Origin of the sequence: uncultured Mediterranea sp. (genome assembly GCF_902493215.1) — a bacterium.
Lineage (GTDB): Bacteria > Bacteroidota > Bacteroidia > Bacteroidales > Bacteroidaceae > Bacteroides.
The window spans coordinates 169,472-193,946 of sequence record NZ_CABUOL010000001.1 but is presented as its reverse complement, the minus strand read 5'-3'; the positions used below and the strand labels follow the sequence as shown (position 1 = coordinate 193,946).

Here is a 24,475-nt window from a genome sequence, read left to right as displayed (position 1 = left end):
AGCCTGGGAACCGGTCGGTTGGCCCGAATATCCGGCCAACATTTGTCTTTTAAGGCTGGGCGTCTATGTACATTTCCTCCAAGTTCAGCGTCACGCGGCGGAACCGTTCCAGCAGTCCCAAACCGATGATGACGTCTATATCGCCGACGCCGAACATTTCGCCCACAGGCTGGCCCGTGCGCAGGTCGAGCCCCGTACTGACATGTACATTCTCAATCGTCGCTTCACCTCGCCCGATGCGGTAGGTGAGGTGGGGGATGCGGTAGGTCTTCTGCCTGCTGACGCCGCCAATGCCGGCCATGCGGAGCGAGTCGGGTTGGCCTTGTGCCTCCACCTGGGTGCGGTGGGCGGCATACCAACGGGCGGTCAGGTCGCTGCCATACGAGCCCGTGTCGAGGTGCATGTACATCGGGTGCCCCTCGTCGTCGCGGCTCTCCACACGCAGACCCTCGCTGTCCGTGCGTAGCAGGTTGCTGCTGTTCAGCGGATTGGGTGTCGGCGTGGCGGGTATCAGCAGTTCGCGGTGTTCAAAATCAAACTGCACCTCTTTCATGCTCAGCATAATGGGGAGGCCAATGACGGGCTGGAGCATCCCTCCGACGCTGTCGGCTTCGGCATCGCCCGTGCGTGTATCGACAATCAGAAAGGGAACATTCTGCCACGCCATCGGGCCGATGCGCAGCGTGTCAGCCAGGGCAATGCGTCCCTGCTGCCTGCCGATGCCCTGCATGTCGATGGTGATTTCGGTCTGTCGCAGGCCACACGCTTCGGCCTGGCGGCTGCTGATGATGTTCATGCCGGCACCCGTGTCGAACACGACCGGTTCGTTTGTACCGTTGATGCGTGCATCCAGCATCAGGAAGTGCCCCTGCTTCTTGTATCCCTGGTGCATGTCGTCGTTGAACGTGAAGGGGAGGTGGTATTCGCCTGCCGGATGAAGCGGGCGGCAGAGGGGCGACTCGCGGGCATACATGGTGTAGAGGTCGGCCGCCTTGAGGATGGAGGCCGTGGTGGCGGTGTCCACGCCCTGTGCCTGCAACTGCTGGGCCAGGCTCTGCATCAGTGCGGCCGCTTCTTCGTATCGGCCGCAGCGCGTCAGGTTGGTGGCCATCAGTGCTGCCATGTGCACGGAGTTCTGTCCGCCTATTTCTGCCTGATGTTCGTTCAGCACAGTGCCGATGGCGGTGCAGGCCGAGTCGGGACGGTTGAAATAGTGGGCCGTCATGGCCGTTCCCATCCAGTAGAGCAGGGGGCTGACGGAGTCGCGGGGTGTTACCTCCATCGTGCGTTTCAGTTCGAACCAGTTGCTTTCGTTGATAAGGGTGCCGATGTGCGTGTCGGCGGTTTGTGCGAGGGCCGTCTGCGCGGTGGCGAGGCAGACGGCCAGTAATAACTTCTTCATACTATTTTCGTTTGATATTCTCAGGCAAAGATGCTGATTCTGCGACAGCATACCAAGCGAATAGTCTTATTTAGTCTTAACTTGTCGGGAAAGAATAGCGGAGCGTGGAAAATAAAAAGTCCCGGCCGCAGGGTTTTCCTGCTCTGCCGGGACTGCCTCGTTGTAAGATGTGAGGTTGGCTAATTAATGATGGTTAGATAAATTGTGATTACGACAGACCGTGGGTACTAACCATCTTGACTACTCACGGCCGTCGGTTTCCTTTATGCGTCGATGTTGGCATAGGTGGCGTTCTTCTCGATGAATTCGCGGCGCGGACCTACATCTTCGCCCATCAGCATGGAGAAGATATAGTCGGCTTCGGCCGCATTCTCGATGTTCACCTGCTTCAACATACGGTTTTCGGGGTTCATGGTCGTCTCCCACAGCTGTTCGGGGTTCATTTCACCCAAACCTTTGTAGCGCTGGGTGTGGATAGCATTTTCCGAACCGCCGCCGTAGGTGTCGATGAAACGCTGGCGCTGTTGGTCGGTCCAGCAGTATTCCTTCACCTTGCCCTTGGTACAGAGGTAGAGCGGGGGAGTGGCGATGTAGAGATAACCTTGCTCGATGACCTGAGGGAAGTAGCGGAAGAAGAGTGTCATGATCAGTGTGTCGATGTGCGAACCATCGACATCGGCATCGGTCATGATGATAACCTTCTTGTAGCGCAGCTTGTCGATGTTGGCTTCCTTGCTGTCTTCACCGTTGAGGCCGAAGCGGATACCCAGTGCCTGGATGATGTTGTTCACCTCGTCGCTTTCGAAAGCTTTGTGCCACATGGCTTTCTCTACGTTCAGAATCTTACCGCGCAGGGGCAGGATGGCCTGGAAGGTACGGTTACGGCCTTGCTTGGCCGAGCCGCCTGCCGAGTCACCCTCGACGAGGAACAATTCGCATTCTTCGGGGTCCTTGCTGGAGCAGTCGGCCAGTTTGCCGGGCATGCCTCCGCCGCCCATGGGCGACTTGCGCTGTACGGATTCGCGGGCTTTGCGGGCAGCTACGCGGGCGGTGGCGGCCAGTATCACTTTGTCTACAATCAGTTTGGCTTCTTTCGGATGTTCCTCCAGATAGTAGGTCAGGGCTTCGCCCACGGCTTGGTTCACGGCGCCGCTCACTTCGCTGTTGCCCAGCTTCGTCTTGGTCTGGCCTTCAAACTGAGGTTCGGCTACCTTGACGGAGATGACGGCGATGAGGCCCTCACGGAAGTCTTCTCCCGAGATTTCGACCTTGGCCTTCTCCAGCTGTTTGGCGCAGGTGTCTTCGCCGTATTTCTTCAGTACACGGGTCAGGGCGGAGCGGAATCCGGCTTCGTGCGTACCGCCTTCCTTCGTGTTGATGTTGTTCACGTAGGAGTGGAGATTTTCGCGATAGCCCGTGTTATACATGATGGCGCACTCGATGGGTACGCCTGCCTTTTCGGTATTCAGGTAGATGACGTCGTCGAAGAGCGGCGTATTGTTGCTGTTCAGGTAGCGGACGAATTCCTTTACGCCTTCTACCGAGTGGAAGGTCTCCTTTACGAATTCTCCGTCTTCTTCCTTTTGCCGGCGGTCGGTCAGTGTGATGCGGATACCGGCGTTCAGATAAGCCAATTCGCGCAGGCGGGCCTGCAGGGTGCTGTATTTATATTCGGTGGTCGTAAAGATACTTCCGTCCGGCCAGAAAGTTTGCTTGGTACCGGTAAAACCGGGGTCGCAAGTACCTACTTCCTTGACGGCATAGAGCGGTTTGCCGCATTCATATTCCTGCTGGTAGATTTTCCCGTTGCGGAATACCTGCGTCGTCATGTGGGTAGACAGGGCGTTGACGCACGATACACCTACGCCGTGCAGACCGCCCGACACCTTATAGGAACCTTTGTCGAACTTACCTCCGGCATGGAGCACGGTCATTACAACTTCCAGCGCCGATTTCTTTTCCTTGGCGTGGAAGTCTACGGGGATACCGCGGCCGTTATCTTGTACGGTAATGGAATTGTCTTCGTTGATGGTTACTTCGATGTGGTCACAATAGCCTGCCATCGCTTCGTCGATGGAGTTGTCCACCACTTCATAGACCAGGTGGTGCAAGCCGTTTTCGCTGATGTCGCCGATGTACATGGCGGGGCGTTTTCTCACCGCTTCCAGTCCTTCCAGCACTTGGATGTTGCTGGCCGAATAATTGTTTTCACCGTTTATTTTTTCTTCTTCAGTCATAAAATTATCCTTAATATAATAACTGAGCAAAAATAGTGAAAATCTTTGGATTATATTCTTTCGGCGGAGAGTTTTTTATTCCTTTTACGGCTTTTTCAATAGCGTTTCCGGCTTTGGGGTATGTAAACAAGAAAGGCTGAATCCTTTTGGAATTCAGCCTTTTATATTGCTTTGTGTGTATTCTCTTAAGCAAGCTTGTTGATGTGCAAAGCTAACTTAGACTTCAAGTTGTTAGCTTTGTTCTTGTGGATAACATTGGTCTTTGCCAATTTGTCCAACAGCTTAACCAATCCCGGATACATGGCTGTAGCTTCAGTCTTATCCTTGGTAGCGCGAAGCTTACGAACAGCATTTCTCATGGTCTTGCCATAATATCTGTTGTGAAGTCTTCTTGTCTCTTCTTGTCTGATTCTTTTCAGTGATGATTTGTGATTTGCCATCTCGACTAATCTTTTTTAATTCGTTTATCTTTTTAATTGTAGCCCGTGGGGGAATCGAACCCCCCTTTCAAGAATGAAAATCTTGCGTCCTAACCGATAGACGAACGGGCCGGCCTTAGATAAGCGTTTCCGCTTTTTGCAACCGTGTTTCCTTTCGTTTGCGGATGCAAAGGTAGAAACTATTTTTGAATTGGCAAAATGTTCTTGAAAAATTTTTGGTGTATTTCTTCCGATTTTCTCGCCGTTTTGGCTTTTATATATTGATAATCAGTATATTGTGTGGTGTGATATTTTTGCTAGAAAGAATGCATTTTTTTGTGGCTGCATCAGTTCCCATGCTTAGTTATGCTCTTTTTTTGTAGATTTGTAGCTGGATTTTTATTTGGAAATGGAAGCGTATGTTACAGAAAACACAGGGTATCGTGCTTCGCACGGTGAAATATAAGGATGCGTCGTGGATTGCCGATGTCTATACGGATGTGGCGGGGCGTGTGTCTTTTCTGGTGTCGGTGCCTCGTTCGCGCAAAGCATCGGTCAAGGCAGTCTTGTTTCAGCCTTTGGCTTTGGTGGAGCTGGAAGCCGATTTCAGAACCAATGCATCTATATATAAGATAAAGGAAGCCAAATCGTGGCATCCGTTCACGACTTTGCCCTACGACCCTTATAAATCGGCCATCGCTCTTTTCCTTTCCGAGTTCCTGTGTCGGGCGATACGTGCCGAGGTCGACAATCGGGCTCTCTTTGCCTATCTGCAACATTCCATCGTGTGGTTGGACGAATGTCGTACAGGTTTCGCTAATTTTCATTTGGTATTCCTCATGAGGCTTTCCCGCTTTTTGGGGCTTTATCCCAATCTGGAGGGATATTCGTCGGGTTGTTATTTCGACCTGCTGAATGCCTGTTTCACAACTCTTCGCCCCGTCGGCCATTCGCATTACATTGGCCCGGCCGAAGCGGCCCGACTGACGACGCTGATGCGGATGAACTATGATACGATGCATCTTTTTGCCATGAGCCGTGTCGAGCGCATGCGTTGCCTGTCTGTCATCGAGCAGTATTATCGCCTGCATCTGCCCGATTTTCCAGAGCTGAAATCGCTGGAGGTTCTCAAGGAGCTTTTCGACTGATGGAAACAGTCTTGTCTTGTCATACTTATTATTTTACTAACAAAACAAAATATTGAGCTCGTCTCTATGTTTTTCTCGGTGTAGAATACTATCTTTGTTATCATCTACTTACTTAAATAAATAATGCCATGTATAGAATGATTTTGAACGAGACATCCTATTTCGGTGCGGGATGTCGGGCGAATATCGCCGTAGAAGCAGCCCGAAGAGGTTTCAAGAAGGCTTTCTTTGTGACAGACAAGGATCTGATCCGCTTCCATGTGGCCGACAAGGTAATCGAAGTGTTCGAGAAAAACAATATCCCTTACGAGCTTTTCAGTGATGTGAAGGCCAATCCTACCATTGCCAACGTGCAGCATGGCGTAGAGGCCTTCAAGGCATCGGGAGCCGATTTCATCGTGGCCTTGGGCGGAGGTTCTTCCATTGATACGGCCAAAGGCATCGGCATCGTGGTGAACAATCCGGAGTTTGCCGACGTGAAGTCGCTGGAAGGTGTGGCCGATACCCGCAAGAAGGCAGTTCCTACGTTCGCTTTGCCTACGACGGCTGGTACGGCCGCCGAGGTGACCATCAATTATGTCATCATCGACGAAGACGCAAAGAAGAAGATGGTGTGCGTGGACCCCAACGACATCCCGTCGGTGGCCATTGTAGACCCTGAACTGATGTACTCCATGCCGAAAGGGCTGACGGCCGCAACGGGTATGGACGCGTTGACTCATGCCATCGAAAGCTACATCACGCCAGGTGCCTGGGTGATGTCGGACATGTTTGAACTGAAAGCTATCGAAATGATTGCGGCCCACCTGAAAGCCGCCGTGGATAATGGAAACGATACCGTGGCACGCGAAGCCATGTCGCAGGCGCAGTATATTGCCGGCATGGGATTCAGCAATGTAGGTCTGGGTATTGTCCACTCCATGGCCCATCCTTTGGGAGCTCACTATGACACTCCCCATGGCGTGGCCAATGCCTTGCTGCTGCCTTATGTCATGGAGTATAATGCCGAGTCGCCTGCCGCTCCCAAGTACATGCAGATAGCCAAGGCGATGGGTGTGAATACCGAAGGCATGACCGAAGCGGAAGGTGTACGTGCGGCGGTCGATGCTGTCCGCCAGCTCTCCTTGAGCATCGGCATTCCTCAGAAGTTGCACGAGATTGGAGTGCGCGAGGAAGACTTGCACCAGCTGGCCATCGATGCCTTCAACGATGTATGTACGGGTGGCAATCCACGCCCCACGTCGGTTGAAGATATCGAAGCGCTCTATCGCAAGGCATTCTGACGAAAGCCGCCGTTGGAAATAAACTCATAAGAAAGCGGGCGGATACGGATGCGGAGGAGATGGATTCCTCTTTTTCCGTATTCGCCCGCTTTTTTTATGGGTCGGCAGATGCTGTTGACTATTCAGCTACCTGCAAGGCTTCGCCCGCCGCCGAGTGGGCAGCCATCTCGGGGGCGTAGGCACATTGGACGGTGGCAAGCCCCGGCTGGTAAGTACCTGCCTGCGATACGCGGCAGCTGTACTCCAATACATAGGTGCCTTTGCCCAGATGGTCGAAGAAGAAACGCGTCGAAGCATCCTTCGTCTCAGCATAATAGCCGAATCCTCCCGTCCAGCGGTAGCCAGAGAGCGTGGCGGTCGGCTCGAGGCAGGCGGCACGACTGTCCTTCAGCTGGACATAATCCATGGCGCGGTCGAGGCGGAGCACAAGGCGGATGACCAGCTTGTCGCCTACGCGGAGGCCGCCTTCCTTTTCCAGCGGATGGAGTTCCGAACGGCCAAAGGCTGTTTTACGCTCGACAAAGCATTGCTTTTCGATGGACAAACCAGTGCTTTGTGCTCGGACATCGGCCACGGGCGAAAGATACTGGGCATAGACGGCTCCCCAAGCCATACCTTCGTCGTGCTTTTCCACTTCGAGGGTGCGGGCTTTGAGGGCGGTGCTACCTTCTTCGTAAGTTTCCTTGATGTATCCCAAGCCTTGCAACGGACGGGCAGAAGTGTCGGTGGTGCGGAGTCGTTCGCGACCCAAGGTGAGGGTGACGTCGCCACGGTCGGCCAGCCAGTTGCGGCCGTTGCACAAGAGGGCGTAGATGGCGTCTGCCGAAGCGACGGGCGTATTCCATTGGGTGGTCTGCTTCTGCTTCAGCAACCAGCGCTTCATCTCTTCGATGACAGATGCGTTGCCTTCGAAGCGCGACAGGGCTTCCATGGCGGCCACGTGGGTGGTGACGGGCATCATGCCCCAGCTATAGTAACCGTCGTTGAAGGCGAAGTGGGCTCCCATCGTCTTTTCCTGCACGAGGTGCTCTTTGAGCGAGGCTTCGAAAGCTTGGGTATCGGCCTTGCGACCTGCGGCTTGCAGGATGACGGCAGCTTGCGCCTTGCGTTGTATGGAGGCCGTGGTCAGCTGGCGGGGCAGAAGCGAGAGGAAGTAGTTGTGTACCTCCTTGTCTGCCTGCTTCATCGCGTCGGCATCCAAGGCCAGCAGATAGAGGTAGTCGAAAGCGTCAGGCGAAAGGGCGGTTATCTGCGTGCCCTTGCGCTCGGCTTCGCGCAGGCGTTTGTACTCCTTGAGGGCTTCCTGATGCAGGTAGGCAAAAGCACATTGCTTCATCGCCGAGGCATCGGCGTCGAGCGGGCTTCCTGTCAGCAGGGGCAGGCGCACAAGCAGGGTGGCGATGTAGGTGGTGATGTCGCGACTGCTGCCCATGCCTTTGTACCAGCTCCAGGCGCCGTCTTCGCCTTGCAATTCCTTCAGGCGGGTAAGGGCCGAGAGGGTGAGGTTGCGTTGGCGGTTGGCGTCGAACAGCTGTACGAGGCGTTGCATGCGCTCCGTGTCCGAAGTGGCTTCGGCCAGCCAGGGCGTTTCACTCAACAACATATTTTTCAAATCCTCATTTTGCTCCAGACGGCTGAGGAAAGTTTCCTTGCTCTGCCCGCTGGCTTGCCAAGCCTCGATGACTTCGCGGATGCGCGGTTGCGACTGGGCGATGGCGGCGGCCAAGGTGTTGGCATAATAGGCTACGGCCCACGAGATGGCATTCTCGCCGTCGGGTTGCGTCAAGGAAGGCAGGGCCTGTATGGCCATCCAGGCAGGGTTGCCCGTCACCTCGACGGTCAGGCACCGTTGGGTGGCGGTGGAGTTGTTGTGATTGAACAACGTATCGAGGCGGAGTGTGCAGGCGTCGTTGCCCTTCAGGTCGAAGGTCAAGGTTTCCGTCACATACTCCTGATTGCTGAGCACGGGGAGGACATGCTGCTCGCCGTCGCTGAAGTTGCCTCCATCGGCCGTGAGGCGTACGCCCAGCAGGGGATAGCGGTCGTCCACATCGAAGGCGAAGTCGACGGCGGCGTTGCGGCCGGCTTCCGCTTCAAACTTTTCGCGGCGGGTCAGGATGACTTTTTCGGTTGTGGGGTCGAACAATTGTAATGTCACACGCCCTTTTATCGTGCCCTCGGTCAGGTTGCTCACCGTGGCGGCCACCTGTGCCTGGTCGCCCATGCGGAAGAAGCGCGGCAGGTTGGGGCGCAGCATGAATTCCTTGGCGCTGACAACCGATGCTTCGAGCAGGCCTGTCTGCATGTCCTTCGTGTGGGTATAGCCGCGGAAATTCCATCGGGTCAGGCTTTGCGGCAGGGTGAAGGCCACCACCACTTCGCCCCGTTCGTTGGTGCGGAGTTGGGGATAGAAGAAGGCCGTCTCGGCAAAGTTGGTGCGGAGGTCGGCATCGGGTTGGAGGGTTTCGGCTGTATTCACCACTTCTTCTTCAAACAAGACACCGTCGGCCGTAGGAGGTGCGTAGGAGACTTCCACGGCAAGGCCAGCTTCTTCCTTCGTGTTGAAGATGGCGTTGGAGGCAGACTTCTGCAAGACGGTTCCTCTTACCAAGGTGGGCGTCCGACTGGAGCCGTATCCTACGACGAGGGCATCATCGCGTATCTCCATGGCTTGGGGTACCAACCACGGCGAACAGAAGCGGTCGAACGACCAGCCGGGTACCTTCCAGTCGGGTATCGTGAAATAGGGCGACAGGTAGAGGCGGCCGACCGCATTCAGACGTACATTGCGCCAGTCGAGTTGCGGAGCGAAGAAGACGCCCCACGACTGACGGTTGGGATAAAGCTTGTCGAGCGAAGCGTCGTACATCAACGCCAGCATCTCGGCCGAGGCGGGCAGGCCTTCGGGCGTAGTCACCACAAGACGCCATTCTTCCTCTTGACCGGGGCGCAGGCGGTCGCGGAAGACTTCCCACTTCATCTGCAAGGTGCGGTTGGGCTGGGCACGCTTCAAGAAAGCGGTTTGGCTATACAGCTCGCCTTCCTTCAGGGTGTTGAACAGGAGCGTAACGCTTTCGTCGTAACTGTCCAGGTAAGGCATCTCGACGCACATCAGGGTGTCAGAGAGTTGCAACAGGCGGCTCTCCACGCGCTTGCCACCTGTAAAGACATCCATCCATACCCAAGCGTCCTTGAACGAAGTACCCAGACAGAAGGAGGCCTTTTCACCAGCAGCCACCTCCATCTTCCGTTCGTGGAAGAAGAGAGGAGCGTGGACAGGCAGACGACGGTCTTCTTTCGAGAAAAGAATGAACGAGGCGGTGCTCTCCACCCGATGCCCCAACGAGTCGGTAGCCCATGCCGTCAGGCGATAACGGCCTGAAGGTACATTCTGCCACATGGCTGAAGGGTTCTTCTTGCCGGTAAGGCATCGGCCGTTCAGAGTGGGTTGGGCATTTTTGGCCACCAGTTCGCCTTTCTCTGTTTCGGGGTCGATGCGCCAGTCGGCGGTCAGTGTGAGGGGTGACATTTGGGGATTGGAGGCATGAATCATCCATTGAAGCGTGTCTTCCTTGCACACTTGCACGGGGATGGATGGGTTTAGGTTGAATGCCTGCGAACCGGCCGAAAGAGTATAGGAAGCCGTTTGTGTTTCGCCCGCCTCGTCGGTTACGGTTGCTTCCACTTCGAAGCTATAACCTTGTCTGACTTGCCAGGGCTGAAGAGCCTTTTCCATTTCGCCTTCCAACCGGATGTCGATGGCAAATCGGCCTTGCGCGTCAAGACGCACTGTGTCGGCCTTCAGCATTTTGTCTGTATTCAGATAGCCACGCAGGCGGTTGTAGCGCTTCACGCTCCAGGCCAGCGGCATTTCCTGAACAGAAGCCCCGCTGAAAGCCTTCACTTCGCCACGAAGTGTTACCGTCTCGCCCAGACAATAGGGAACGGTGACAGGCTGGAAGGTGATTTCGAACGTCGGTCGCTTGTATTCTTCCACCTGGAAGCGGGCGGCACCCGATATATGCTTTTCCTGAACACGTACCATAAACTGGCCGTTCAGGCAAGCGGAAGGCAGAGCAAAGTCGGCGGTAAAGGAGCCGAACTCGTTGGTTTGCACACGTCGGGTGGCTATCTGTTTGAGGTTGGCATCGAGCAGCTCCAGGTTTACCCATTCGCCCTCTGCCACTTGAGCACTGTTTTTTCCTTTATTATAGACAACCCCTTTCAGGTAAACGGTCTGACCAGGGCGATAGATGCTTCGGTCGGTGAGGAGTGAAAGCTCGTAGTGATGATTGGCTGAGGGTTGAGACGAACGGTTCAGGTACAAATCTGTAGTAGGCAATGCCGTATCTGCTTCTTTGCTGAGAGTGTAGCAGGTGTTATAGTCATACTTCTCAAGCGTCACAAGGGCTTTCCCCTGTTCGTCGGTCACGACTTCCTTCAGCAGGCGGCGGCTCTCTTCGTTTCTGGACGAATAGAAGCAGACGCGGACACCCGCTTCGGCATGCCCGCTTCGGCCGTCGAGTGTAGTCACTTCCATTTGCCCGCCACCCAGGTCAAGCGTCAGAGCCCGCAGGCGGCTTACGGGCAGGAAGCAGCGGCTGGTACGTCCGTTTTTGCCTTGAGGAACGATTTCTACGACATAGACACCGGCCGTTTGGGGAATGGGCAGCGCCAACGTTGTGTCGCTGGGCAGGTAAGGCAGGTCTGCTTCGGTCTTATCCGCATGGGGTATCGGCGTCAAGGTATGTTTCTGGGAATAGACACGGCGCGGTGACAGGCGGCGGAATTCCTTTGCATTGTTGCAATCAGTCTGATAAGGGTATGCCTTCAGGTTGGTGGCATAAAGATTAAGGATGACGGGAGCATCCATTGTGCGGTAATGTACCTGTAGTGCCAGAGTATCACCCGGGTAACCGATTCGTTCTCCGGACAGGGATATCTGCGGCCGCAGGAGCTCGGCACGGAGTTGCTTCACCTGCCCGATGCGGTCGTAGGAGGCATAGCGGCGGATGGCTTCATCGCACAGACGGATGGCTTCGCCCACACTGTGCCCTTCACCGCCGCGGCTCATCCATTGTGCCTTGCGCAGATAGACTTCGGCGCACAAGGGGCGGTCGGCATAACGGGCCATCAGGTCATCGAGCGCCTGCAGGTAGGCGGTGTCATCCTGCGTGGAGTGTCTGTTGCCATTCTTCCACTCCCAATAATCGAGCGTTGCCAGCAGGCAGGCATCCGCTCCGTCGGAGCGGTCGGCATAGGTTTGTATGGTTTGCTGATAAAGGCTTTCGGTGCGTGCTTCTATCAATGAGTCTGCACCGGCGCCCGACATGGATTGCAGGGCGTTGATGGCTCTCCGTACAAGCAGGTGATAGAGGTCGTGGCTGTAGTAAGCACTCTGTTCGCCCTGCTCCACAAAAGGCCGGTAGGTGTCTGTCGAGGTTCGGGTGAGCAAAGTCACTTGGCGGGTTGAGGCTGTGGCGTGTGTTTCCACCTTTTCCACAAACTGGCGGGGTGTCCATTCGCGGATGTCGGCCGGTTGGTCGTCCGTAACCAGGTCCGTCCGTGCGGCAATGGTGTAGCGCCGGCTTTGCCAATAATCCGCATATTCGCTTGCCAGTAACGAATGCAGGATGGCGCGGTCCGTTTCATCGGTTTCGGTTGTTACCCATCGTTCCATTTCGTTCAGGCGTGCATAGAGGCTGTCGGGCGTCAGGCGCTCCTGAAAGGCGGCCCGGCAGAGGTAGGCTTTCAGCAATTGTGGCGAGTTTTTTTCGTCCAAGGCTTTCCGGCAGATATCTTCGGTCAGCTTCACAACGGTTTGCGGCAGACTTTTCTGCTGTGCCTGCTCTACCTGTTTCCACAATTTCTCATACGTTTGTGCCTGCATGTTGTTCCATCCTGACAGGAAGAAACAGAGGGCAAGCATCCACCCTGTATAAAACATTCGTTTCATAGTCGTTTGGCTTTTAGCGTTTTTACTCTATACTCTATTAGAACAAAGTAAGCGATTAAAGTTTAAATAACCATATTATTTAACTGAAAATAGTGTAAAACGGAATTGAAAAAGGCATGTTGGCAGAATGAAAACAGCGCATGTGTTCCCGCAGAACTGGCGGATAGAAAAAGTTTCAAAGGTTGTCGCGGCAACGAAACTTTTGGTTTCAAACCTGCTTCATTTTTTGAAACCATCGGTTTCATTGAACGAAACCACTGGTTTCATTGAATGAAACTACCGGTTTCATAGCATGAAACTGTTTTGAGGCCTTGAGGGAAGAGAAGACCGGAATGGGAGATAGTTGGGAGTTGCAACAAAAAACGGAGGCATATTCTGCATATACCTCCGTTTCATTTTATTTGCTTTAAATCAATGCATGTGCTTTATTGTCTTTCTTAACTTTATTATCTTTCACTTCCATATCCCAGGGAGCGCATTTCGCTTTCGCCCATAATGGCCAAAGCATTTATCAGATATGCAAACAATTTTTTCATAATTCATTCCCTTTCTTTTTTTGTGTTACCTGAAAACATTGATTTAATTTCTACCACTTGACAAATGGGGATTTATGAATGCTTAGAGCATTACATAACCCCAGATGTTCTTGTCGGCTTTACCGACGTTCTTGAAGATTTTCTTTAACATTTTCATTTTTGTGTCCTCCTAAAACAATCTTGTTATCCTATTGAAAACTTACCGAAATCTTATTGATTTCATGTTTTACAACACAAAAGTAGTGCCTTTTTAGATATCGTCAAGTGTTGGATGGAAGAAAAACATGTTGTATAACATATTTCTTGATTTGGGTCAATTCTTCCGAAGTTTGTACATGACAAAACTGCGTAAAAGGACTGTCAAACCGTCATTCCCGTTCGTCTGCAGACAGATTGGCAGAAAAAGAAAGAGCCATACCCGCAGGTACAGCTCTTGTCTCTTGTCACATTGGCCGAATCTTGTTACTTGGTCGGCGTCTTTTCCAGTGTAGCTACCAGGAAGTCATAGAATTTGGCTACCGTGGGGATGTAGGCACGCTCGTCAGGCGAGTGGGGCGAGCGCAAAGTCGGCCCGAAGGAAATCATGTCGAGGTTCTTGTAGGTAGCGCCGATGATGCCGCATTCCAATCCTGCATGGATTACCTTTACTGCCGGTTCGGTACCGAACTGTTCTTTGTATGACTGCTTCATGGCCTGAAGAATGGGTGAATTGACATTGGGCTGCCAGCCGGAGTATGCTCCGCTGAATTCAACTTTCATGCCTGCCATAGAGAAGCAGGCGGCGAGGCTGTCGGCCAGGAAGTCTTTCATGGTGTCGCAAGAGCTTCGGGCCAGAATACGTACTTCTGCCTTTCCGCCGGCGATGATGACAATAGCCAGGTTGGAAGAAGTCTCTACCGTATCGGGGACGGTCGGTATCATGCGCATGACGCCATCCTGACAAGCCATCAGTACGTTGATCATATTGTCCTGGATTTCTTCAGGAACCACGGCTGCCGGCATCTCAGTATCTTCTATCTTCAGGCTGACGTTGCTTTCGATAGTGGTATATTCGGCATTGATTTGCGCTTCGTATTCTTGGATATATTCATCCAGTCCGTCCATATCTTCAGGGTTGAACAGCAATACGGCATGGGCTTCACGGGGAATGGCGTTGCGCATGTTTCCGCCTTCAAAGCTGGCCAGTTGGCAGTCGAATTCTACCAGCAGGTCGTGTACCACGCGTGCCAGCAGTTTGTTGGCATTGCCGCGTCCCTGGTTGATTTCCAGACCTGAGTGTCCGCCACGCAACCCCTTCAACGTCAGTTCGCGTGCCACGAAGCCTTCGGCAGGCGCTTCTTCCTTATATTCCAGCATGGCGGTAATGTCGATGCCACCTGCGCAACCGATATAAAGTTCGCCTTCGTCTTCAGAGTCGAGGTTGAGGAGTATGTCACCTTTCAAGGTACCTTCCTTGAGGCCGAAAGCGCCATACATGCCTGTCTCTTCGTCCTTGGTGATCAGTACTTCCAGAGGCCCGTGCTTCAAGTCCTTGGCTTCGAGTACGGCCATGGCGGCAGCTACGCCCAGTCCGTTGTCGGCACCCAGTGTGGTACCTTTGGCTTTTACCCAGTCACCGTCTACGTATGTTTCGATGGGGTCTTTGGTGAAATCGTGTACGGTATCGTTGTTCTTTTGGGGCACCATGTCCATATGGGCCTGCAGGATAACTCCTTTACGGTTTTCCATGCCGGGAGTGGCCGGCTTGCGGATGATGACATTGCCGACTTCGTCAACAAATGATTCCAGTCCTAATTGTTTGCCAAAGTTCACCAGGAATTCGGTAACCTGTTCTACATGTCCCGACGGACGGGGTATCTGGGTCAGTGAATGGAAATGCTTCCACACGTTTTGTGGAGCAAGCTGTAAGATTGTACTCATAATAAAAGAATTTAGTTTTCACAAAGATAGTGGAAACTGCGTGAAGTACAAAACGAAAAGGTGGTTTTTGACGTTGAGGAGTGTGTCTGTTCTCATGAAAAAAGTGTGACTGGTCGGGAAGGGGAATCCCTTTCTTGACCAGTCACACTTTTTAATAGAATTATTCCGGTTAGGAAATTATCCCAGCAGTTCCTTGACTTTTGCAGAGATGGCACGTCCTTCGGCCAATCCGGCCAACTTCTTGCTGGCTACTCCCATTACCTTACCCATATCCTTGCCGCTGGTGGCACCCACTTCGGCGATGATTTCCTTCAGGGCTGCTTCCAGTTCTTCGGGGCTCATCTGTTTGGGCAGGTAGGTCTCCATCACTTTTACCTGTGCCAGTTCGCCGTCGGCCAGGTCCTGGCGTCCCTGCTGTACATAGATTTCAGCAGCATCCTTACCTTGTTTCACCAGCTTCTGAATGATTTTCAGGGCTGCATCGTCGGTCAGGGTATCGTTGGCTCCGGGAGCGGTCTTGGCTTCGAGGAACACTTTCTTGATATTTCTCAATGTATCGAGGGCCACTTTGTCTTTGGCCTTCATGGCTGTTTTAATGTCTTCACTGACTTTGTCAAATAAATCCATAATGAATGTATGTTGTTGGTTAATAATCTGATTTTATACAAAACTGATGATACCGCCGTCTTCCGCTCCTCCGGCTTCTTGCGTAGCCTGCAGACTTTGTTCCTCTGCTTTAGCCTTGATGGCGTTCAGTGTAGTCTTGTCGCGCAGGTAGGTCGGCGAATTCTCGACCATGGCCACGACCTCAGCGTTGTCCAGATCTTCGGGGCTGAAGATGTAAATGTGCCGACGGCGGGTGCGTTGCGTACGGTTGTTGGCATCCTTGCCGTAATAGGTTTCGCGGCGTGTACGGCGTTGTTCTTCCTCTTCCTCCAGTTCGGCCAGACGCTGCTGTTCTTCGGCACTGCGCTGGCTCAGGCGGGCATCCATCTCCTGCATGTGGATATCCTGGATGCCGAAACCGGTAGCGAGGAGTGTGATTTTTACCCGCTCGCCCAATTCCTTGTCTTCCACCATGCCGAACTTGGTTTCGAAGTCCCGGTTGAAGCGGTTCATGAAGTCCTTGATTTCGTCCATTTCGCTCATCATCAGCTCGTGGTCGGGGCTGTAGGAGATGTTGAGAAGCACCTTCTTCGAGTTGAAGATGTCGTTGTTGTTGAGCAGCGGCGAGTGCTGGGCGTTCTTGATAGCTTCACTCACACGGTTTTCTCCTTCGCCGTAGCCGGTACTCATGATGGCCACACCGCCATCTTTCATTACGGTCTTCACATCGTTGAAGTCGAGGTTGATGATGCCTCGCATGGTGATGATTTCCGCAATACTCTTGGCGGCGATGAGCAGTGTGTCGTTGGCCTTGGCAAAGGCACTGGTCACGGAGAGGTCGGGATAGATTTCGCCGAGGCGTTCGTTGTTGATGACGAGCAGGGCATCGACGTGGCGGCTGATTTCTTCCACACCGTCCAGGGCCTGGTCGATTTTCTTGTCACCTTCCCAGCGGAAGGGGATGGTGACAATGCCCACGGTCAGGATGTCCATTTCCTTGGCGATACGGGCAATGGTAGGTGCGGCTCCGGTACCTGTACCTCCACCCATACCGGCGGTGATGAATACCATCTTGGTTCCGTCGTTCAACATATCTTTCACTTCCTCGATGCTTTCTTCGGTGGCTTCCTTTGCCTTGTTCGGACGGTTGCCGGCTCCCAGTCCTTCGTGCCCCAACTGGAGTTTCACAGGGACGGGTGATTCTTCGAGGGCCTTACGGTCGGTGTTACACACCACGAACGCTACATCGTGAATACCTTCACGATACATGTGGTTGACAGCGTTACCGCCTCCACCGCCTACACCGATGACTTTGATGATTTTCGGAGAGTCGGTAGCGAAACCGAAATCTTTGATTATATCGTCCATATTATCTTGCTTTTTTAGTGATTACATTTTGTCATCGTCGAACAGTTCGCCCGAGAGGTCGTCCAACGTCTTCCTCCACCAGCTTGACTTTTTCTTCTTGTTCTCTTCCTTCTTCCGCCGTTGTTCCTCTTCCTTCTTTCTCTTCTTTTCTTCCTCTTCACGTTTGCGGCGGTTTTCTTCTTCCTGGGCTTTCAGGTCTTCGTCATCTTTGAACATGTCCACGGGTTTGGTCGTTTCGGGCTGCACTGGCTTGGGCTCTTCTTGCAGGCAGCAGTTCTCTTTGCCGGCTATGAGCAGGGCCAGAAGGGTGTTTTGCGTACCGTCCTTTTTGATTTGCTCGTTGTAACCGCGGATGGTTTCCTGTACGAAGGTTGCTGTCCTGATTTTCTTCAGTTTGCTTACCTGTAGCATAGCTCCTTCCAGGTTTCTCAGTTGCGAGGCACCTCCTGTAAGAACGAGCCCGCCCAGCAGCCGGTCTTCGTATCCCGAGAGTTGGAGTTGGTTCCATACGTTGGCCACAATCTCTTCCGTTCGTGCACCGATGATTTCGTTCAGTTCGCCCAACAGAATGGTGCGGCCGTCTTCAGTGGTGCAGGCGGCAGGTGCTTCGGCTTCTTCGTCTTCCTTATAGAGAGCGTCGCCGTATTGCAGTTTCAGTTTCTCGGCCTCCTCGTCTTCCATCTGCAGGGTGGCTATGTCACGGGTAATGTTGTTACCGCCCAGCGGGAGTACGCTGAGGTAGCGCAGGATGTTGTTCTTGTAGACCATGACGGTCGTGGTGTCTGCCCCGAAGTCGATGAGGGCGCATCCGGAGCGGAGTTCATTTTCGGTCAAGACGGCCTGTGCCAGCGTGGTAGGAGCAATGAGCAGGTCGGCTATTTCGACTTTAGCCTGTTCGAAGCTCAGCTCCAGGTTTTTCTTGAGTGAGGTATGGGCCATGATGTTGAGAAACTGGCCGGTAATGAATTTGCCGGTGACACCTACGGGCTCGGCGTACAGATTGTTGTCTATCTTGTATTCCTGCGGTGCCACGTCCAGTATGTTCATGTCCACGATGGGGCAGTTCAGGTTTTCGTCGCAGAGGCTGTCGATGAGTTCCTGCGAGATGACTTCTTCTTCAGGCGTGCGGCTGACGATATTCTTGACCGTACGCAAGGATTGTCCGCCGATGCCTACGTATACTTTGGCAATGGAGCTTTTCAGCTGGTCTTCCAGCTTGTTGATGATGGACGTCAGCGCCTGTGCGGCCTTGCCGATGTTGTAGATGGCTCCTTTACGGATGAAGGAGGCTGCTTCTTCGGTGGTGTAGGCCAGTACCTGGATGCTGCCGTCGCTGTTCCTTCGGCCGGCGATGCCGGAGATTTTGGAGGAACTGAGCTCGATGGCGGCGATGAAATCTGTTGTTGCCATATTTCTTTATCGTTTTGTTAAAATCGTTTCTTGTTGTTCTGATAAATGGTTCATTCCCTTTTGGTGCAGATGACCTGGTTGTCAAATTCCACATTGATGTGTGAATATTTGTTCCATCCCACGGTGTTGAGGGCTTTCCGGTAGAATTCCTTCAGACGTTCCAGCTTGCGGTCGTAGTCTTTCAGCCGTCCGAGGTAGATGAGGTGGTCGCCTACGCGGGGCACCAGTTCCACGTTCTTGTCCGAAAGGACGTAGATTTGCTCAATCTGTGCGTCCCAGAAAGGATTCTGCTGCAAAAATACACCAAACTTATATAATTCCTTCACGGCGAACGGTTTTTCTATGTATCCGGTGGCTAGCGGGACGTGGGCCACGCATTTGGCGTCGGGTGGCATCACGGTCCCTTTATTGTCGAGGTAGTAGTTCTCGCCCCGGTTGCTCATCACCCGCAGGATGGGGATGCGCTGGCTGACTTCGACGCAGACTTTGTGGCTGGGGGTCTTGTAGCACTCCACACGGTCGATGAGCGGGTGGCCTGATAGGGCTTCTTCCAGTTCGCGGGTGCGTATCTCGTCCATCTTCCGGCCGATGGGGTCGAGCTTCTGCTTGCGGAGGATGGAGAGCACTTCCTTTTGGGTGATGAAGCCTGCATACACCGTGTCTTTGATGACCAGCTCGACGTCGGCACAGGTGGCGTCGGCCGGCTTCCGGTTGAAGGCGGTGACGGCCACTGCCAGATAGACGACAATCAGCAGCAGCATGGTGGCAAGTAGTATTTTTTTTATCATAATCTTTCGTTGGTGTTTCGGATGAAGGTGATATTACCGTTAGTACGCCGTCGATACTACCGTTAGTACGTCGGTCATATTACCGTTAATACGTCAGTCGTATTACCTCTAATACGCCGGCCGTATTACCGTTTCTCCAGCAGGCGGGTTATTTCGGGGACATAGTTGTCCAGGTCGCCCGCACCTAGTACAATCAGCACCTCGATGGGCTTGTTCTCCAGCAGGTTGAGCACGTCTTCCTTCCTGCATAGGCATTTTTCGATGCCGGGGCGCAGATGGTCGTAGATGAGTCGGCTGCTGACGCCGGGGATAGGTTGCTCACGGGCCGGATAGATGTCGGTCAGTATCACTTCGTCGAGCAGCGAGAGGCTGTCGGCAAACTCTTGGTAGAAGTCCCGCGTGCGGGTGTACAGGTGGGGCTGGAAGATGGCGGTAATCTTCCGGTCGCTGTACAGCTCGCGAACGGACTTCACGCTCTGTGCAATCTCGGCCGGATGGTGGGCGTAGTCGCTGAGGAAGACAATACGGTCGGTCTTCAGCTTGAAGTCGAAGCGGCGGTCCACCCCACGGAAGCTGTCCATGCCCCGTCTGATTTCCTCGTCCGTGACTCCGTTCAGATGGGCCAGCGCCATGGCTGCCACACCGTTCTCGATGTTGATACTGACGGGTACGCCCAGTCGGATGTCGTTGATGCGCGTGTCGGGTGCCACGAAGTCGATGACGATTTCGCCGCCGCCGATGCGGATGTTTTCGGCATGGAAATCGCCGCTCTCGCGGTTGTAGGTGTAGATTCTCACGCCCGGCTGCACGTCGGGTTGCAAGGCCAGGTCTTCGTGGACAATCAGCGCACCGCCCGGTTGGATGAGCGTAGTGTAGTGGCGGAAACTTTCCAGATAGGCTTCCCGCGTACCGTATATATCCAAATGGTCAGGGTCGGTGGCGGTGATGACACTCATGTAGGGCGAGAGCCAGTGGAAGGAGCGGTCGAACTCGTCGGCTTCGATAACCGTGTAGGGGCTGTCCTGCGAGAGCAGCAGGTTTGTCCCGTAGTTCTTCGAGATACCTCCTAGGAAGGCGGTGCATCCCACGGCCGACTGGTGCAGCAGGTGGGCAGCCATCGTGCTGGTCGTGGTCTTACCATGCGTACCGGCCACGCAGAGAGCCTTGCTACTGCGGGTGATGATGCCCAGCACTTGGGCTCGCTTGTGTATCTCAAAGCCGTTGGTACGGAAATAGTTCAGCTCGGCATGTTTTTGGGGAATGGCGGGAGTATAGACCACCAGTGTGGTGCCCGGCTCCTTGCACCAGTCCGGTATCAGGTTGACATCCTCTTCGTAATGGATGACTGCACCTTCTTCGATGAGGCGGGCAGTCAGCTCGCTTGGTGTCCGGTCGTATCCTGCCACGCGTTTGCCTTTGGACAGGAAGTAGCGTATCAGGGCACTCATGCCGATGCCTCCAGCACCGACGAAATAAACGGATTGTATGGTTTCTATATTCATGTTCTTCTTATTTTTTGTCGATCAGTTTCAGTACTTCCTGGGCAATGATGCGAGCCGAGTCGGGCAAGGCCAACTTCCCGATGTTTATGCTTAGCTGTTTCAGCAATTCATCGTCGGCTATGGTTTTGAGGGCCGTATCGAGCAGTTTCTCCCCAGCCTCCATGTCTTTAACGTAAAGTGCTGCATCTTTGTTGACCAATGCCAATGCATTCTTTGTCTGATGGTCTTCGGCCACATTGGGTGAGGGAACGAGGATGACCGGTTTGCCCAGCAGGCAGAATTCGGAAATGGAACCGGCTCCTGCGCGCGAGATGACCAGATCGGCCAATGTATAGGCGCTGTTCATCTGTTTGATGAAGTCCGTTACATAGAGATTGGGCAGGCTGCTCACCCGTGCGTTGCGTATGGCTTCACCCGTGAATGCCGTGATGGCTCCCTTCACCTGTTCGATGTATATTTTCCCTGTCTGCCAGATGAACTGCACTTCCGGATGTGCCTTGATGAGCGGTAGGCCGGCCGTCAGTGTTTGGTTGATGGTACGTGCTCCCAGGCTTCCACCCAGTATCAGGATGGTTTTCCGTTTGGGGTCGAGACTGAATACATGGGCGGCTTCTTCGCGCGTCGTCGGGTCGTTGAGCAGGGTTTGTCTGACCGGGTTTCCGGTCAGTAGAACTTTATCGGCTGGGAAGAATTTCTCCATACCTTCGTAGGCCACACAGATGCGGTCAGCCTTTTGTGCCAGCAGTTTGTTGGTTACACCGGCGTATGAGTTCTGTTCCTGTATCAGGGTGGGTATTCCCATCATTCCGGCTGTCTTCAGTGTCGGACCGCTGGCATATCCGCCTACTCCCACAGCTACCTGCGGACGGAATTCCTTGATAATCTGCCGTGCTTTCCACTGGCTGCGCAGGAGTTTGATGATGACGGCGAAGTTTTTCCACAAGTGCTGGCGGTCGAAACCGGCTACCGGCAGGCCGATGATGCGGTAACCAGCATCGGGAACACGCTGCATCTCCATTCTTCCTTCTGCGCCGACAAAAAGAATTTCTGCTTCGGGGCGCAGTTCGCGTATGGCGTTGGCAATGGATACGGCCGGAAAGATGTGTCCTCCCGTTCCGCCACCGCTGATGATGATGCGCGGCTTATTATAATCGATATTCTTCTCTTTCATTCTTTCACCTTATTATATATGTGCTTATTTGAATTCACTGTCACTGTTCAGCAGTTGTGAAGTCGGTTCTTCAGCTTCCTCTTTGGTTACAGCTTCGCCAGTAGTGTCCGTATGACTTGTTTCTACTTGCATCGGTATCTGTGCATCGTGTAGACGCTGTTCTTCCAGTTTGGCTGTATATCGGCTCACACTCAATATCATGCCGATGTAGGCACAGTTGATGAACGTCGATGTACCTCCCTTACTGATAAGCGGCAGCGGTTGCCCTGTGACAGGGGCCAGACCTACGGCTACCATCATGTTGAACAAGGCTTGTGTCACCAGCAGCAAGGCAATGCCTGTCACGAGAAAGGCCGGGAAGGTACGGTCACATTTCTTGGCTATTCGTCCTACACGTATCAGCAGACAAATGTAGAGAAAAACAACGACAATGCCACCGATAAGTCCCAGCTCTTCAATGATGATGGCGTAGATGAAGTCCGAGTATGCCTGACTTAGGAAGTCGCGCTGTACAGAGTTGCCAGGACCTTTACCGATGACGTGGCTGGTGGCTACGGCAATACGTGCATGCGCCACCTGAGCATCGCCGTCGATATCAAATTTGGCTGCAGGTACTTCCTTGGCGTAGGCAAAATCCACAATACGTGCCTTGACCGTCGTAAAGCGGTGTCCCATCGGAATCCTTTCCAAGGTATCATTGGGCGTGGCCAGCAAGAAGGATACGAACAGTACTACGGCACCTATCAGTCCTCCCCCCAGCAATATCAGTTTCTTGGCCTGCACACGTCCGATGAACATCATCAGATAGACGGTGCCGAAGAGCAGTACGCCGGTCGAGTAGTTTTCCGGTAGAATAAGCCCGCAGACGATGCATGTCATGATCATGATGCGTTTGAAAGCCTTCGGAGAGGCTCCATGTTCGTCCTGCCCCCTTGATAAGATGACGGCAGTTCCCATAATGACCCCCATCTTGGCCAGTTCCGATGGTTGGAACTGTACCCCCATGAAAGTCATCCAGCGTGCGGCACCGTTGATACGGTCGCCGGTGACGACTCCTGTAATCATGACGAAGAGCAGCAGCACGACTGATACCAGCAGTAGCGGGTAGGGAAGTGCCTGAAACCATTTGTAGGGAATGTTGTGTACAAACACGACAATCAAAGCGCCGATGGACAGCAGAATTGTGTGCTGCGTAATCGGGGCCCAATGGTCACCACTCTTATAGGTCAATGTAGAGGCGGCAGAGAATACCTCGGTGATGGAGATGAGACAGAGCACCAGAAAGATAATCCATATCACCTTATCACCTTTGAATATACTTTTTAGCAGGTCCACTTTATTCAGTTTTTTAGGTTGTTCCTTTCTCGTTTATATATAAGTCTAGGTAAGCAGTTTTACAGACTTCTTACACAGGCCTTGAATTGGTCGCCACGGTCTTCGTAGCTCTTGAATAAGTCGAACGAGGCACAGCAGGGACTTAACAGAACTGTCTCACCTTTTTGCGCTAGGCGATAAGCTGCCTCTACTGCGTCTTTCATGCCTGTCTGTACATCGGCAACAGGGAGCCCCAAACGGTCGAAGAACTCATGTAGCTTTTCGTTGTGAAGGCCTAAATAGACTAATGCGGAGCATTTTTCCCGTACCAGATCCTCAATTTCCGTGTAGTCGTTACCTTTGTCCTTGCCTCCCAATATCAGTACGGTTTTGGTCGTCATGCTTTGCAGGGCGTACCAGCAGGAGTTGACATTGGTGGCCTTCGAATCGTTGATAAAGTGTATACCGCGGATGGTAGCTACCTTTTCCAACCGATGGGGGACTCCTTGAAAATCGGACAACGCTTTGCGTATATCTTCATTTTTTACACCTGCCAAATTGGCTGAGATACCGGCGGCCAACGAATTATAGAGGTTGTGTGTACCGCGCAGGGCCAGTTCTTCCTGCTCCATGTTGAAAGCGATGGGGGTATTAATTTCCACTTCACCATCTTCAACGTACGCTATGGCTCCATCTTCCTTGACAGCTGAAAAGGGGTATAGTTGGGCCCTCAGGCCGTGTTTGGCCAGTTCGCGGCGGATGATGGGGTCGTCGTTCCAGTAAACGAACGCATCTTCTTCCGTTTGGTTCTGTGTGATGCGGAACTTGGCATCTACGTAGTTTTGCATGCAGTGGTCGTAACGGTCCAGATGGTCGGGTGTGATGTTCATCAGTACGGCGATGTTGGCACGGAATTTATACATGTTGTCCAACTGGAAACTGCTCAGTTCGATGACGTAATAGTCATGCTGCTCGGTAGCTACTTGTAAGGCCAGGCTGTTTCCTATATTACCCGCCAGGCCGACATTCATACCTGCACTTTTGAAAATGTGGTAAATGAGTGAAGTGGTCGTGGTCTTTCCATTCGACCCGGTGATACAGATCATCTTGGCATTCGTGTAACGTCCGGCAAATTCGATTTCCGAAATGACGGGCGTTCCTTGTGCTTTCAGTTTAAGAATCATCGGGGAATCGTTAGGAATACCCGGACTTTTGATAACTTCATCAGCATTTAGAATCATGTCTTCCGTATGTCCTCCTTCTTCCCAGGGAATGCCATACTTGTTCAGCAGTTCTTTGTACTTGTCTTTGATGGCACCCATGTCTGAAACAAAAGTGTCGAAACCTTTCACTTTTGCCAGCACGGCAGCACCTGCGCCGCTTTCGCCGGCTCCTAAAACTACAATTCTGTTCAT

The 24,475-nt window shown here is 53.1% G+C and carries 16 protein-coding genes and 1 tRNA gene; 3 read left to right on the top strand and 14 right to left on the bottom strand.

What is annotated here, in order from left to right:
• Positions 1-49 precede the first annotated feature (49 nt).
• From RDO88_RS00740 to RDO88_RS00725, 4 genes are all read right to left on the bottom strand, one after another.
• Entirely contained in the window at positions 50-1,402 is a 1,353-nt protein-coding gene (locus RDO88_RS00740) for an aspartyl protease family protein (RefSeq protein ID WP_307757527.1), read from the bottom strand.
• Between the two features lie 263 nt (positions 1,403-1,665).
• Positions 1,666-3,639: a DNA topoisomerase (ATP-hydrolyzing) subunit B gene (gene gyrB, locus RDO88_RS00735; RefSeq protein WP_307757526.1), complete on the bottom strand. Its 1,974-nt coding sequence runs from the start codon at positions 3,637-3,639 to the stop codon at positions 1,666-1,668.
• A 185-nt stretch (positions 3,640-3,824) separates the two neighbouring features.
• A complete protein-coding gene (rpsT, locus tag RDO88_RS00730; RefSeq protein ID WP_307757525.1) occupies positions 3,825-4,079 on the bottom strand; it encodes a 30S ribosomal protein S20 in 255 nt (84 codons plus the stop codon).
• A 39-nt stretch (positions 4,080-4,118) separates the two neighbouring features.
• A tRNA-Glu gene (locus RDO88_RS00725) sits at positions 4,119-4,190 on the bottom strand.
• 287 nt (positions 4,191-4,477) lie between these two features.
• On the opposite strand from RDO88_RS00725, the gene recO reads away from it, so the two are divergent.
• Positions 4,478-5,206 (top strand): DNA repair protein RecO, encoded by a 729-nt coding sequence (recO, locus tag RDO88_RS00720; RefSeq protein ID WP_307757524.1) that lies wholly within the window; start codon positions 4,478-4,480, stop codon positions 5,204-5,206.
• A gap of 128 nt (positions 5,207-5,334) precedes the next feature.
• On the top strand, positions 5,335-6,489 hold the full coding sequence (gene fucO / locus RDO88_RS00715) for a lactaldehyde reductase (RefSeq protein WP_307757523.1): 1,155 nt from the start codon (positions 5,335-5,337) through the stop codon (positions 6,487-6,489).
• A 118-nt stretch (positions 6,490-6,607) separates the two neighbouring features.
• On the opposite strand, the gene RDO88_RS00710 is transcribed toward fucO, so the two are convergent.
• The gene (locus tag RDO88_RS00710) at positions 6,608-12,445 is read right to left on the bottom strand and encodes an alpha-2-macroglobulin family protein (protein ID WP_307757522.1); all 5,838 of its coding nucleotides are present in this window, start codon (positions 12,443-12,445) and stop codon (positions 6,608-6,610) included.
• Between the two features lie 127 nt (positions 12,446-12,572).
• On the opposite strand from RDO88_RS00710, the gene RDO88_RS00705 reads away from it, so the two are divergent.
• A complete protein-coding gene (locus RDO88_RS00705) occupies positions 12,573-12,719 on the top strand; it encodes a hypothetical protein (protein ID WP_307757521.1) in 147 nt (48 codons plus the stop codon).
• Positions 12,720-13,443: 724 nt separating this feature from the next.
• Here RDO88_RS00705 and RDO88_RS00700 read toward each other — a convergent pair.
• The 9 genes from RDO88_RS00700 to murD form a co-directional block, all read right to left on the bottom strand.
• Positions 13,444-14,901: a beta-Ala-His dipeptidase gene (locus RDO88_RS00700; protein ID WP_307757520.1), complete on the bottom strand. Its 1,458-nt coding sequence runs from the start codon at positions 14,899-14,901 to the stop codon at positions 13,444-13,446.
• Between the two features lie 177 nt (positions 14,902-15,078).
• Positions 15,079-15,528, bottom strand: a complete 450-nt coding sequence (locus RDO88_RS00695) for a GatB/YqeY domain-containing protein (protein WP_307757519.1) — start codon at positions 15,526-15,528, stop codon at positions 15,079-15,081.
• A 33-nt stretch (positions 15,529-15,561) separates the two neighbouring features.
• A complete protein-coding gene (gene ftsZ / locus RDO88_RS00690; protein ID WP_307757518.1) occupies positions 15,562-16,875 on the bottom strand; it encodes a cell division protein FtsZ in 1,314 nt (437 codons plus the stop codon).
• Positions 16,876-16,896: 21 nt separating this feature from the next.
• A complete protein-coding gene (gene ftsA / locus RDO88_RS00685) occupies positions 16,897-18,285 on the bottom strand; it encodes a cell division protein FtsA (RefSeq protein WP_307757517.1) in 1,389 nt (462 codons plus the stop codon).
• 50 nt (positions 18,286-18,335) lie between these two features.
• Positions 18,336-19,073 carry a cell division protein FtsQ/DivIB gene (locus tag RDO88_RS00680; RefSeq protein ID WP_307757516.1) on the bottom strand — a complete coding sequence of 246 codons (738 nt, stop codon included), beginning with the start codon at positions 19,071-19,073 and terminating at the stop codon, positions 18,336-18,338.
• 125 nt (positions 19,074-19,198) lie between these two features.
• A complete protein-coding gene (gene murC / locus RDO88_RS00675; protein ID WP_307757515.1) occupies positions 19,199-20,575 on the bottom strand; it encodes a UDP-N-acetylmuramate--L-alanine ligase in 1,377 nt (458 codons plus the stop codon).
• Positions 20,576-20,582: 7 nt separating this feature from the next.
• Positions 20,583-21,746, bottom strand: coding sequence for an undecaprenyldiphospho-muramoylpentapeptide beta-N-acetylglucosaminyltransferase (gene murG / locus RDO88_RS00670; RefSeq protein WP_307757514.1), 1,164 nt, complete (start codon positions 21,744-21,746; stop codon positions 20,583-20,585).
• Between the two features lie 24 nt (positions 21,747-21,770).
• Positions 21,771-23,081, bottom strand: coding sequence for an FtsW/RodA/SpoVE family cell cycle protein (locus tag RDO88_RS00665; RefSeq protein WP_307757513.1), 1,311 nt, complete (start codon positions 23,079-23,081; stop codon positions 21,771-21,773).
• Between the two features lie 59 nt (positions 23,082-23,140).
• Positions 23,141-24,475: a UDP-N-acetylmuramoyl-L-alanine--D-glutamate ligase gene (gene murD / locus RDO88_RS00660; RefSeq protein WP_307757512.1), complete on the bottom strand. Its 1,335-nt coding sequence runs from the start codon at positions 24,473-24,475 to the stop codon at positions 23,141-23,143.